This is a genomic window from Blastococcus sp. Marseille-P5729 (genome assembly GCF_900292035.1).
Lineage (GTDB): Bacteria > Actinomycetota > Actinomycetes > Mycobacteriales > Antricoccaceae > Cumulibacter.
The window spans coordinates 675,250-687,562 of record NZ_OMPO01000002.1 but is presented as its reverse complement, the minus strand read 5'-3'; the positions used below and the strand labels follow the sequence as shown (position 1 = coordinate 687,562).

Sequence of the window (12,313 nt, the reverse complement as noted above, 5' to 3'; positions counted from 1 at the left end):
AGTTAGAGGTGGTAGTCGACGACGACCGCGGCGTGATCGCTGAGCCGTACGTCGGCGCGCGGCTCGCGGTCCACCGCCGCGTGGAGGGCGGCTTGCGCCAGCCGGGGCGTGGCGAGGTGGTAGTCGATGCGCCACCCGATGTCGTTCGTGAAGGCGTTGCCCAGCCAGCTCCACCACGTGTAGGGGCCGTCGACGTCGCCGTGCACCCGGCGTACGACGTCGACCAACGTGCGCGGGTGCAGCAGCGACCCCAGCCACTCGCGCTCGACCGGTAGAAAGCCCTCGGTTCGGTGTGAGCGTCGCCAGTTGCGGACGTCGTAGGGCTGGTGCGCGACGTTCAGATCGCCCGTCACCAGCAGCTCGCGGCCGGTGACGCGAGCCCGCCGCCGGGCGTGCGTGAGCTGTCGCGCGAGGGCGCGCATGAACCGCAGCTTGCGCTCGTGCTTCGCCCCGCCGTCCGGCCGCTCCCGGATCCGCCCGGGGATCTGCAGCTCGGCGGGCAGCCCGCCCTTCGGCAGGTACAACGACGCGACGGTGACCGGCCGGTCGGCGAGGTCCACCTCGATGTAGCGCCCCTCATGGGCGAACTCGCGCAGCCCGCGGGCGAGCGGCCCCTCCAACGGCGCTGGGGTGAGCTCCTCATGGCGTTCGCCGGGGGAGCGCACCAGCGCCGTACCCGACCAGGAACGAACCGCGGCGGGTCGCTGAACAGTGAGCACCGCGACCCCGCTGCGGCCCGGGATGATCCCGGCGTCGTACGCCAGGTGGTAGTCGCCGAACGAGCCGTCCGGCAGCTGCGGCACCGGGCAACGCACCTCCTGCAGCGCCACCACGTCACAGCCGCGGGTGGCGAGCCAGTCGTCGAACCCGCGGCGCCGGGTAGCCCGGATCCCGTTGATGTTGAACGACGCGACGCGCAGCACCTGCTACTCCGAGAACGCGATCGAGACGGCCATGATGCGGTGGATGGCGAACCGCCGCACCTCGCGCGCCGCCGAGTCGTAGCCGTAGAGGAACCCGCCCTCGATGCGGGAGGGAGTGACCAGGCGGGTCGACATCCGGGCGTTCTCGTCGACGTAGTCGAGGCTGACGCGATCGTGGCTCTGGACCGCGTCCTTCAGCACCGCGAGCGTCGTGGATGTCGATGCGCCGTTGCTGCGTTCGGGGTCGGCCGCGGCCGCCGCCTGGGTGCCGGTGCGCAGCCGGTGCACGATCGTCTCGACGTCGCTCTGGCTGAGCGGGGTACGACGCACCGCGCGCTCGATGCGCGGCTGGGCGCGCGGCGGCTGGATCGCGCCGGCCTCGATGACGCCGAGGTCGTTCTCGAAGCTCGGGCTCACGCCGGCGTCCTCGAGCGCGGCCAGCAGCGTCGTCGGCTCTGCGGTGGTCAGCAGCACGGTCGGGGCGAGCCGCCGTAGCCGCAGGTGAGCGAGCGCCCGATGCGACTCGAGCAGGTCGATGGTCGCCTCGTCATCGCAGCGCAGGTATGCGGACGCCCCGCCTACGCGCAGCACGCCGTGCTTGCGGGCGACATCGTCGATCAGGTAGTCCAGCGCCTGCGGCGGCTCGGTGACCGACCGCTCGCGCAGCAGCCGCTTGATCTCCCCGGCGTCCAGGCCGGCGTCGAGCGCCCGGCGCAGCGACGCCTCGGTGATGCGGAAGACCGCGGCGCCGCCCGACGACTCGAGATCGGACACCGTGTGCATGTCGTGCGCGAGGCCGGGCGAGAGCCGTCCCGGAGCGATCGCGGTCAGGTCGGGCTGCAGGATCACGTTGTCGACGGGCTCGGGCAAGGCCGTCAGCGCCGCGGCGGCGACCTCCAGCGAGTCGTCGAGCAGCGCCCGCCCCATCCCCGTCAGCGCGCCGCGCCCGGTGACGCCCAGCAGTTCGGCTTCGCGGAGGGTGGCGACGATGTGCGCGTCGCTCCCGGGAGTGCTACGGCGTGGCCACCGCCACCGGATCTGGTCGGTGACCGTGGCGGCGTCCGCGACGCGGCCCGTGCCGAGGTCCCGGGCGATCTCGAGCACGCGACGCCGCATCGCCGACGCCCCGACGCGGTGGGTGGCCTCCGACAGCGCGTGCACGGCCTCGGGCCCGTCGGCCAACCACGACAGCGCGGGCATCAGCAGCCAGGCCTCGGCGAGGGTCGCCCACTGTCGCTCCACCGGCTCGTCCAGCCACTCGTCGTACCGCGGCGTCGGCAACCAGGTCGGTTCGTACGCCGAGGTATTCGCCAGAAGCCCTGCTGCGTGAGCGATGTGCAGCAGCAGATGGGTGGTCTCGGTGTCGCTGCCGAGTGACTTCGCGAGCTTTCTGACCTCCCGGGTGCCCATGCCACCGGTGCGCAGCACCCGCGGCTCGTCGATCGTGATCAACCGCAGCAGCTCGGCAGCGAGCCGGGTCACCTCCTGCAGATGGGTCGCGCCGGCGCCGTCCACGTCGGCCTTCTTCAGCCGTTCTCCGCGGCTGGCCGGCGGTGTGAGCCGAGCGGGGCCGAGTGTCGCGTCGCCGCGCAGCACGAGACCGACCTCGCGGGGCATCTCGAGATGGCTGGGCCCGACATAGGCCAGCAGGCCGTGCGCTAGCAGCCACCGGACCGGCGGGGTGCTCTCGTCGACGACGTCGGGGAGCTGGTCGGCGTTCGACAGCTCGCCCGCGGGGATCGCCCCGCTGAGCCGGTCGAGGACGGCGTCCGCTCCCGGCGGGGCGCTCGCCAACAGCTCGCGCACCACACTCGGGGTGCGCAGTCGTTCGCAGACCAGCGCGGTGGCTCCCGGCTGCGTTGCATACGGCAGACGCAGTTGGCGCATGACCGCGCGGATGTCCTCGCTCGGGTAGGCGACGAACAGCTCCGCGGCCGGTCGGCCCAGCCCGCCGATGAACCGGCTCGCCGACTCGCGGACCGCGGCAGGCACGTTGAGAGCGTCGTCCTCACCCCACACGAGCGCGAGGGCGCGAAGGCGGTCGACCGCGGCGGCCACGTCCTCCCGGGAGACCCCCGTCAACATCCCCAGGACCTCGTCGACGGAGCCGGGCGAGGCGCCCAGCAGCAGCCCGTCGAGCACTTGCAGCGACCATGCGTCGACGTCGTCGAGCGCCCGGCTCACCGAGATCCGTACCGACAACCGGGAGGCCAGCGAGGAGGTGTCCTGCGGCGGCGGGAAGGCGACGTCCGGGCGCGCCCGGAACAGGCGAGCCAGGAAGGCGTCGTCCTGGCGGTTCAGCCAGTCGGCGAGGGTGCGGGGCGGGCGACTGGTCATCCTTACCAAGGTAGTACGCCTCCTGGGATCGGGCTGGGCGCCCGGGTAGGCTAGTCACGCACGATCGGCCCGAGATGGCGGTCGCTCCGCCGCGCACTGTGAGGAGGCCTCATGGCCAAGGACGTCGTTCGCCCCGCCAAGGACGAGATCACCACGCTCGAGCCGAGCTGGCCGGGCGGCCCCGGAGGCCACGCCGTCACCGAGCTCACCGCGCAGAACACCGGCGCCCTGTCGCCGTTCGGGGACGACATCCGCTTCCCGCTTCCCCTCGCGGCGATCCGCTACCAGCACGCCACGGCGCGCCCCAACCGGTAGCGCGTGAGCGACCTCGTCGTCGGTTTCGACCTCGACATGACGCTGGTCGACTCCCGGGCGGGCATCGCTGCCCTGCTGCACCGACTGAATGACGAATCGGCGTACGGCATCGACGTCGACAGCCCCGTCAGCGCGCTGGGACCGCCGCTGGACGTGGTGTTCGGCGCCTACCTGCCACCCGAGAAGGTGGCATCGGCGGTCGACCGGTTCCGCACGCTGTACCCGGAGGTCGCGATCGAGCCGGCCGTGCTGCTGCCCGGCGCTCGCGAGGCAATGGAGGCCGTGCGCGGGCTCGGTGGCCGGATCCTCGTCCTGACCGGTAAGTACGAGCCCAACGCACTGCTGCACCTGCAGCATCTGGACCTCCCGTACGACCGCCTGATCGGCACCCGCTGGGGTGAGGGGAAGACCGAGGCGCTACGCGAGGAGGACGCCGATGTGTACGTCGGCGATCACATCGGCGACATGCGTTCGGCCAAGGCGGCCGGTGCGACGGCGGTCGGCGTGCCCACCGGGGGCATCTCGGCGCAGGAGCTGCGCGAGGCAGGGGCCGACGTGCTGCTCGGCTCGCTTACCGAGCTGCCCGGCTGGTTGAGCGCTACCTTCGCCTAGATGGCATCCGCCGCCCGTCGGCTCGCCGCCCAGGGCGACTAGGCTTGAAGCAACCAGATCGGGCGTGAGCGCGCCCGCGTACGAAGTGAGGACCAAGTGCCAAGCGGACGTGTGAAGTGGTACGACGCCGAGAAGGGCTTCGGCTTCGTCTCCCAGCAGGGCGGCGAAGACGTCTTCGTGCCCAAGTCGGCCCTGCCGACCGGCGTCAGCGAGCTGAAGAAGGGCCAGCGCGTCGAGTTCGGCATCGCCGACGGACGCCGGGGCCCGCAGGCGCTCTCGCTTCGCGTCCTCGCCCCTGCGCCCTCCGTCGTCGCAGCCCCCCGCCGCAAGCCCGAGGAGCTGACCCCGATCGTCGAGGACCTCATCAAGTTGCTGGACGATGTCTCCAACCAGCTGCGCCGCGGGCGCTACCCGGACCGCTCGCACGGCAAGAAGGTCGCGACCGTGCTGCGCGCCGTCGCGGACGACCTCGACGCCTGATCACCCCGCGTCAGGGGCTCGAGCGGGCGGGGGCGGGTCAGGCGACCCGGGAGACCAGGACCGTCCAGATGCCGGCCGAGCCGACCGCGTCGCACCCCGGGTCCTCCGGCAGCGCGACGATGATGAAGTAGCGGTCCGGGACAGCGTCCGAGGTGGTGAACCCGTCGTACGACCGCGCATTGCCGGCGTCCACGTTGCCGATCTGCTCGAGGGGCACCGCACCGCCGGCGGTGTCGTTCACCGTCCAGATCTGGATCGTCCAGCCGGCGTCCGCCACCTGCTCGGGGACGTCGATGACCACCGTCGTGTCCGGCTTGACCTCCAGCGCCGCGGTGCGGGCGTCGTCGGCCGCGAACTGGGCGTGACCGTCTACGCAGTAAAGGGTCGGCTCGACCGTGGCGGCAGCCTCGCCCGCGGCCACGTCGATCGACGGCCTGCCGTCGGAATCGGCGCCACACCCGCCCACGAGTAGCGCGACCGCGAGCAAGGACAGCACCGCGCGGACGCGGTCGGCAAGGCGGCTCACTCGGGTTCGTCTCCAGGTCGGTTACGGGGGCGGGGTCGCTGCTGCGGGGGGGCGGGCGCAATCCGGCGGCCGGAAGTCCGGAAGCGCCTTGGTCGGCTGCTGGTACGGCGCGGGTGCCTCCAGCCAGTCTTCCTCGCCCGGCGGCGCATCAGGATGCCGGCCCCGCGGACGCCGTCGCCGCGTGCGGCTCGCGCCGTCCCGCCCCGCTCGCCAGTTCCAGCCGATCGCGAAGCGCCGCTCGGACGGATCACGGGGGCGGATGGTCGCCGACCGGGGTCCTTCCTGGTGCGCCTTGTAGCGGCCGTAGATGATCAGCCCGAAGGCCACCGCGAGGATGACGGTGGCGACGGTCCAGCCCACCCACAGCTGGCCGGGATTGGTGGGCAGCAAGATGCCGAGGGTGCCGCCGGCGACCCACGACAGCTGCAGCACCGTCTCGCTTCGGCTGAATGCCGAGGACCGGAAGGCCTCCGGGATCTCGCGTTGGATGATCGCATCGAGGGCGATCTTGCCCAGCGCAGAGGCGATTGCCGCGATGAGGGCGACGACGATCGAGATCGGGATCCCGGGAGTGATCGCGGCCAGGATGCAGCAGCCGACCGCGACGCCGCTGGCGACGAGGACCAGGTTGTCGGGCGAGTGGTCGGCGAAGCGGGTACCGATCGCCGTACCGAGCAGCGAGCCTGCGCCCGCGGCGCCGCCGAGCAGCGCGAGCGTCGCCAGAGCGCCGAAGCCGGTCATCGTCGCCTGGATGTAGAAGACCAGGAAGAACGACAGGAAGCCACCGAGGAACTTCTGGACGGCGCTGGATCGCAGCGCGGTGACGACATGCGTGCCGAGGACGAGCCGTACGCCGGCCGCGGAGTGCTTCTCGCCGGTCCCGTCGGCGCTCTTGGAGGCCATCGAGATCTTGCCTTCGCCCTCGTCGGTGTCGACGTGTGCGGGTAGCCGTAGCGAGACATACGCGCAGACGAGGAACAGCAGCGCACACACGATCAGCTCGACGGTGAACCCGAGCGTGGGGGCCGCGACCGCGCCGGGCTTGGTGCCTTGCTCGATCGGCTCGAGGGTGTTGAAGACGTTGATCAGACCCGCCCCGACGCCTCCGAGCACGCCCGCCCCGACCATGCCGAAGACGTTCATCCGGGAGTTGACGGTGACCAGCTGCACGCCATCCGGGCGCACGCGGGGGACGACCGCTGCCTTCAGCACGCTGTACGAACGTGACAGCACTAGGAACAGCAGCGCGCAGATGTACAGCAGCACCGTGGAGTCGGTGTGCACGGCCAGCACATAGCAGAGGAAGGCGCGTAGTACGGCGGTCGCCGCGAGGGCGGCTCGTCGTCCGCGATCGATGCGGGCCAGCAGCGGCCCGATGACCGGCGCGACCACGGCGAAGGGCGCGACCGTCACGAGGAGGGACAGGGCAACGTTGCTGCGGTGTTGCTCCCCCGGGGCGGCGAAGAACAGCGTGGCCGCGAGGTACACGGTCACGAGCGCGTCGCCGCCCATGCTCAGGCAGTTCGACCAGATGAGGGTGCGTAGCCCGGTCTTCTCCGCACCGTCCTTGCGGGAGATGTCATCGATGCGCTTGGCGGTGGTGCGGGTGAAGGTGCGGGTGGCCTCGAGCATCCGGGCGCCGCGACCGATCGTCCGGTCCGAGACAGGCAGATCGGCGCTGTCGCGGCCCCCGGCCCGGTCGCGCGCGCTGCCCGGCTCGGTGCGGCGGGCCTGCCCGCGGCGCGACGCCGGCGCATCGTCGCTGGGCCGATCCTCGCCTGGCGTGCCAGGCGAGGCCGCCGGCGGTCGGTGCCCGCCGCCAGCAGGTGGGAAGCCGGGCAAGGTCATGGGCTCTATCTTCCCTCACCGAACCGACGATGTCCGGGCACCCCGGAGGTGTGCCGGTATCGCTCGGGTCCGGTCGCAGGTCGCGCCGTGAGGGCCGATCGCGGGGTCGCGCTGCGGGCGCCGTCCCGCTGAGGGACAATGACGGGATGCAGACCGCACCATCCGCGGCTTCGGCGGTGCCGGAGCCGATCGACCAGACGCTCGCGACCGCCGTCGACCTCGCCCGCGAGGCACTGCTCGAGGACGTGCCGGCGGTCCAGGTGGGCGGGCATCTCGGCGTGGTGGAGGAGCCCAGCGGTTTCGGTTTCGCAGCGACGCATCGGTTCGCCGCGTCGTTGCCGGGATACGTGGGCTGGGACTGGGCGGTGAGCATCGCGCGGGCTCCGGGCGGCGACCCGACCGTGAGTGAGGTGGTGCTGCTTCCCGGGGACGGGTCGATCAGACCGTCGCAGTGGATCCCGTGGGCCGACCGGCTGCGCCCTGAGGATCTGCATCCTGGTGACGTCGTCCCCTCCGATCCCGATGACGAGCGGCTCGCACCGGGCTACACCCTCAGCGACGACCCGCAGGTCGAGGCGGTGGCGTGGGAGCTGGGGCTGGGCCGCGAGCGGGTGCTCTCGCGCGAAGGGCGCCTCGACGCCGCCGCTCGGTGGCGGAACGGAACGCGCGGTGGGCAGACCGCGATGGCGCGGCATGCCCCCGCCGGCTGTGGGACCTGCGGGTTCTATCTGCCGCTCGCGGGTTCGCTGCAGGGGATGTTCGGGGCGTGCGCCAACGAGATCTCGCCCGCCGATGGTCAGGTGGTCTCCGCCGACTACGGGTGCGGTGCGCATTCGGATGCCACGGCCAACATGAACGTGGAACTGGCTGCCCGTGGCGAGGTCATCTACGACACGGTGCGCGTCGATCTGGCGCGGCTTGCCCGCGGCAGAGGCGAACTGAGCCCTGAGCGTCGAGAACGCGCGCGCGTGACCTTGACTGCAGTTCTCGCTGATGCCGCTGTCCGGCTGCAGAAGCAGGAGACCGAGTCGGTTGTCCGCCTCACGCCTGCGCAGGTGATGCACGCCGTGCGGGTCGCGTTCGCGGCCCGCACCAAGCCGACGTCCACCGATCAAGTGGCACACTCCCCGCGCCTTTCCCGCACCAAGCGATAGCAGCCGGTCGTCACTTCGTCTCCGCTCGGTACGGGCGACCGGCGCGAGGCCTGCAGTGGCCACTTCGACGTCGCTCAGTACGAGCGATCGGAGTGCAGGGAGCCGCGGGTGGACCTGCCCCGCAGGTGGAGGCTGGCTGGCCTCGCGCGCTAGCGGGTGGACGCCGGGGCGGCTGGGCCGCGGGCGGCGGCTGGGCCGAGGTGGGTGGTGATGAGGTTGGCGGCGTCGCGGTAGAAGGCGTCGCGTTGTTCGGTGGGGATGTGGGTGGCGATGAGCTGGATGAGCTCGTCGATGTCCTCCCCGGTATCGAGCAGGCCGCCGAGCAGCCCGAGGGGGTCTGCGGGGTCGCCGGGATCTCTGCCTCCGCCCCCGCCCCGGCTTCGGGCTCGTTGTTCTCGCGCGTGTTTGACAGCCTCGGCGAGGTGGTCGATCTCTGTGTGGCAGGGGATCTTGATCCGGGCGTTGATTTGGGGGGCTTGGTCGGGGTCGAGCCATCGAGGTGGGGTCCAGACGGGGATGCCGTTGATGATGTCGACGGCCCAGCCGCGGCGTTCGAATTCGCGGTGGTGATACCCGCACACCAGGGTCAAATTGTCCAGGTCGGTGTGGCCGCCTGACCACCACGCGATCACGTGGTGGCGCTGGCACCAGTCGGGTGGGGCTTGGCATCCGGGGAAGCTGCACCCGCCGTCCCGGGCGATCAACGCGTGCGTCTGGGCGGGCGAGGCGGTCCGGCGGTCGCGGCCGTAGGCCACGATGCCGTGGAGGGCGCTCATCCACACCGGAACCAACGTCGCGTCCTGGGCGAGGCGGAGGATCTCGGTGATCGTCAACCGGTCACCCCCGGCGACCCGCCCCACGGCCTGCTGCGCGGCCTTGCCCGCGGTGTCGTCCTGGAGCTGGGCGATGGCTTCGATGAGGCGGTCGAGGTCGATGGTGATGTGCACCGTCGCGGCCGTGCCTCCGGACGCGGGCGCGCCGGCGAGCTCCAGCAGCCGCTGGCAGGCGTCCTGCAGCCCGTCGTGGGTGCGCTGCGCCGCCGACCGGTCATCCGCACCATCGGCATCAGCGGGGCGGGGCGCGGCGAACGGCCCGATCGCGGCATCGAACAGCGCCTTGCCCTCCCGGGTCAGGGCGCCGGAGATCTTGTGCGTGCCGTCGCGGCCTTCGGGCCCGATCACCACCCCACGCCGCGCGGCGGCGACTTCGTCGCTGGGCAGGGTGCCGTCGGGGTTGACGACCTCCTCGACCTTCTCCGCCGCGACCTCCAGCTCCTTATGCGTCAACCGGGCGGCCTGGTGCACCAGCAGGTGCTCGGCGAGCTCGCGCTTCTCATGGGTCAGGTCGGGGTTCTGCACCACGCGCGACATGGCCTTGCAGATCACATCCACCTGACCGCTCGACACCCCCGCGCCGTCACGGACCGCGTCGGCCAGCAGCGGCAGGCGCGGCGGGGTGGCGCCGCTGCTGAACCCGTTCTGCGGCACCAGCTGCTGCGCGCGTTTCGCGCGCGCGTTCGCCTCACCACTGGAGATGTGCAGCACCTGGCAGAGAGCCAGGGGGATCGAGGAGGCGCACACGTGATCCTGCAACCGGTCCTCGGTCGCGGCTTCGATCACGTACGAGTCGACCATGATCAGCCGGGTCCGGTGCGCCTCCAACCGCTGCGCCATCCCGATCAGCCGCTCCGGGCCCAACGCGCCCAGCTCGCCCTCCTCCCCGATCCCCAGCAACAACTCATACCCACGCTGCAGCAGATCGAACGCCTCATCCAGATCACGGTCGAGCTCACGCGCGGAATCACTCGCCAACCACAACCGCTCCGCATCACCCGGCGAGGCGGCAGCAGCGATCGCCCAGTCCGGCTCCGCCGGGGACGCAGCGTCCGCCGTTGGGGTGGGGTCTGCTGCGGCTCCGCAGGCGCCGTCCGGCGTCTCCGCGCCGCTCGACATCGCCCGTTCCTCGAGCGCCTCGCTCCGGTCGCCTGTGCTGAGCGACGGCGACGCTTGGGTTGGGCGAGCGCCAGCGAGTCGAGACTCAGGAGCAGGAGCTGAAGTGACGACCACTGGTTCCTGGCTTGTCTCGCTGTGGTCGGTTGGCTGGTTGTCCATGGTGGTCACCTCCCTCGGCATCTATCAACATCGTACATACGTTCGAGTACGAGTGCAAGGGGTATGGCGAAAAGAACTTTTGGCGGGTAGTGGTTAGGGGGCTTTCTGCCAGCGCATGACCAGCTGGCCGATGACGCCCAGCCCCGCGCCTGCGATTGCGGTCCACAGCCACAGTCCGTCGCTTCGCACGCGCAGCGACGGAACGAGGGCGATCACGACCGCGGCCAGCGCAAACAGGGCCGTGCCGATCAGTACGAGACGGCGGGTATCGACCTGATCGGGCGGTGGAGCGGGACGCAGCTGCTGGGGCACTGCACCAGACTAGCGGTGGTCTCGCTCACGAATGGCCCGGCGGGCTAGTGGGCTCCCGAAGTGCTCCGGTAGTTTCTCTCACCTGGTCTTCACACCGGGGGCCGACCGACATGAACGAATGGGCGAGGCATGAGCGAGAACCGACCGGATGACGTACGCCGGGCCGACAGCGCGCGAGGGGCGTCCGCAGTGCCCGATCCGGCCCGGGACGACGTCCACCCGTCGGGCACGACGTCCGGTGCGGGCCCGACGCCCGGGGGCGAGGCGTCCGGTGCGCGCGGCGGCCTCGATCGCTACTTCGAGATCACCAGACGCGGATCGACGATGGCCCGTGAGATCCGCGGCGGCCTGACCACCTTCTTCACGATGGCCTACATCATCGTGCTGAACCCGATCATCCTGACCGGTGTCGCCGACATGACCGGCGCCCAGCTGCCGTTCGCCGCCGTCGCCTCGACGACTGCGCTGGTCGCCGCCGTCATGACGATCCTGATGGGTGTAGTCGGCAAGTTCCCGATGGCCCTCGCCGCCGGCCTGGGCATCAACGCCCAGGTCGCGGCGATCGCCCAGTTCCAGCTGCCCTGGGAGCAGGTGATGGGCCTGGTCGTGCTGGAAGGCGTGCTGATCACGCTGCTGGTCGTCACCGGCTTCCGCCGCGCGGTGTTCGAAGCGATCCCGCACCAGCTGAAGATCGCGATCTCGGTCGGCATCGGTCTGTTCCTCACCTTCATCGGCCTGAAGGACGCCGGATTCACCCAGCCACACGAGACCGGCGCCCCGGTGCTGATGGGGCAGTTCGGCGAGCTGAAGGGCTGGCCGGTGCTGGTGTTCGTCATCGGCGTCCTGCTGATGGCCGTGCTCTACGTCAAGCGGGTCCGCGGCTCGATCCTGATCGCGATCATCACCGCCACGGTCCTGGCGATCATCATCGAACGGATCGCGAAGGTCGGCCCGCACATCGGGGCGGACGGCGAGATTGCCAACGCGACCGGGTGGCAGCTGAACGTTCCCGCTCTGCCCGATCAGGTCGTCGCCGCACCCGACCTGTCGATCATCGGCGACGTCGACCTCTTCGGTGCCTTCCAGGCCTCGGCCATCGGCGCGATCCTGATCATCTTCACCCTCATGCTGGCCGACTTCTTCGACACGATGGGCACCACCGTCGCGGTTGCGTCGGAGGCGAACCTGCTCAAGGACGACGGAAAGGTCGACAACCTGGACCGGATCCTGGTCGTCGACTCGCTGTCGGCCGTCGCCGGTGGCGCGGCCAGCGTCTCGTCCAACACGACCTACATCGAGTCGACGTCCGGTGTCGCGGACGGCGCCCGCACGGGCCTGGCCTCGGTGGTCACCGGCGTCATGTTCCTGATCGCGATGTTCTTCGCGCCCCTGGTCAACATCGTCCCGAGCGAGGCGGCGGCCCCGGCGCTGATCATCGTGGGTGCGCTGATGATCATGCAGGTCAAGGAGCTCGATCTGCGCGACTTCACCGAAGTCGTCCCGATCTTCTTGACGATCGCGCTGATGCCGTTCACTTACTCGATCACCAACGGCATCGGTGCCGGGTTCATCGCCTGGGTGCTGCTGCACGTCGTCACCGGCAAGCGCCGTGAGATCCACTGGCTGATGTGGATCGTGACGGTGCTGTTCGTGATCTACTTCGCCATCGACCCGATCAGGCAGCTGTTCTCCTGA

Annotated in this window: 10 protein-coding genes and 1 pseudogene; 5 read left to right on the top strand and 6 right to left on the bottom strand. The window is 70.8% G+C overall.

Translation table 11 applies throughout. The features are described from left to right. Positions 1 to 2: 2 nt before the first annotated feature. Positions 3 to 923: an exodeoxyribonuclease III gene (locus DAA40_RS11855; RefSeq protein ID WP_199849722.1), complete on the bottom strand. Its 921-nt coding sequence runs from the start codon at positions 921 to 923 to the stop codon at positions 3 to 5. A gap of 3 nt (positions 924 to 926) precedes the next feature. Further along, positions 927 to 3,260 (bottom strand): helicase-associated domain-containing protein, encoded by a 2,334-nt coding sequence (locus DAA40_RS11850; RefSeq protein WP_106849904.1) that lies wholly within the window; start codon positions 3,258 to 3,260, stop codon positions 927 to 929. 111 nt (positions 3,261 to 3,371) lie between these two features. Between DAA40_RS11850 and DAA40_RS11845 the strand changes: the two genes are divergently transcribed. The 3 genes and pseudogenes from DAA40_RS11845 to DAA40_RS16735 form a co-directional block, all read left to right on the top strand. Continuing rightward, a complete protein-coding gene (locus DAA40_RS11845) occupies positions 3,372 to 3,575 on the top strand; it encodes a hypothetical protein (protein WP_106849903.1) in 204 nt (67 codons plus the stop codon). A 3-nt stretch (positions 3,576 to 3,578) separates the two neighbouring features. Beyond that, positions 3,579 to 4,187, top strand: coding sequence for an HAD family hydrolase (locus DAA40_RS11840; RefSeq protein WP_234356352.1), 609 nt, complete (start codon positions 3,579 to 3,581; stop codon positions 4,185 to 4,187). Positions 4,188 to 4,283: 96 nt separating this feature from the next. After that, positions 4,284 to 4,469, top strand: a pseudogene (locus DAA40_RS16735) (cold-shock protein); the annotation flags it as partial. Between the two features lie 235 nt (positions 4,470 to 4,704). Here the strand turns inward: DAA40_RS16735 and DAA40_RS11830 are convergent. Beyond that, on the bottom strand, positions 4,705 to 5,193 hold the full coding sequence (locus tag DAA40_RS11830) for a DUF2771 family protein (RefSeq protein ID WP_106849901.1): 489 nt from the start codon (positions 5,191 to 5,193) through the stop codon (positions 4,705 to 4,707). A gap of 21 nt (positions 5,194 to 5,214) precedes the next feature. Continuing rightward, the gene (locus DAA40_RS11825) at positions 5,215 to 7,041 is read right to left on the bottom strand and encodes an MFS transporter (RefSeq protein ID WP_106849900.1); all 1,827 of its coding nucleotides are present in this window, start codon (positions 7,039 to 7,041) and stop codon (positions 5,215 to 5,217) included. A gap of 146 nt (positions 7,042 to 7,187) precedes the next feature. Between DAA40_RS11825 and DAA40_RS11820 the strand changes: the two genes are divergently transcribed. Further along, complete coding sequence (locus DAA40_RS11820) at positions 7,188 to 8,195, top strand: DUF3027 domain-containing protein (protein WP_199849721.1); 1,008 nt, start codon at positions 7,188 to 7,190, stop codon at positions 8,193 to 8,195. Positions 8,196 to 8,344: 149 nt separating this feature from the next. Here DAA40_RS11820 and DAA40_RS11815 read toward each other — a convergent pair whose 3' ends face one another. Continuing rightward, on the bottom strand, positions 8,345 to 10,147 hold the full coding sequence (locus tag DAA40_RS11815) for an HNH endonuclease signature motif containing protein (RefSeq protein WP_158716400.1): 1,803 nt from the start codon (positions 10,145 to 10,147) through the stop codon (positions 8,345 to 8,347). 252 nt (positions 10,148 to 10,399) lie between these two features. Continuing rightward, positions 10,400 to 10,618, bottom strand: a complete 219-nt coding sequence (locus DAA40_RS11810) for a DUF2530 domain-containing protein (protein ID WP_106849897.1) — start codon at positions 10,616 to 10,618, stop codon at positions 10,400 to 10,402. 129 nt (positions 10,619 to 10,747) lie between these two features. Here DAA40_RS11810 and DAA40_RS11805 point away from each other — a divergent pair, with 129 nt between their 5' ends. After that, complete coding sequence (locus DAA40_RS11805) at positions 10,748 to 12,313, top strand: NCS2 family permease (protein ID WP_106849896.1); 1,566 nt, start codon at positions 10,748 to 10,750, stop codon at positions 12,311 to 12,313.

Excerpts from the sequence above, each read along its gene's own strand:
- DAA40_RS11845 (WP_106849903.1), top strand. The coding sequence starts at position 3,372 with ATGGCCAAGGACGTCGTTCGCCCCGCCAAGGACGAGATCACCACGCTC.
- DAA40_RS11825 (WP_106849900.1), bottom strand. The coding sequence starts at position 7,041 with ATGACCTTGCCCGGCTTCCCACCTGCTGGCGGCGGGCACCGACCGCCG.
- DAA40_RS11815 (WP_158716400.1), bottom strand. The coding sequence starts at position 10,147 with ATGTCGAGCGGCGCGGAGACGCCGGACGGCGCCTGCGGAGCCGCAGCA.
- DAA40_RS11820 (WP_199849721.1), top strand. The coding sequence starts at position 7,188 with ATGCAGACCGCACCATCCGCGGCTTCGGCGGTGCCGGAGCCGATCGAC.
- DAA40_RS11850 (WP_106849904.1), bottom strand. The coding sequence starts at position 3,260 with ATGACCAGTCGCCCGCCCCGCACCCTCGCCGACTGGCTGAACCGCCAG.
- DAA40_RS11805 (WP_106849896.1), top strand. The coding sequence starts at position 10,748 with ATGAGCGAGAACCGACCGGATGACGTACGCCGGGCCGACAGCGCGCGA.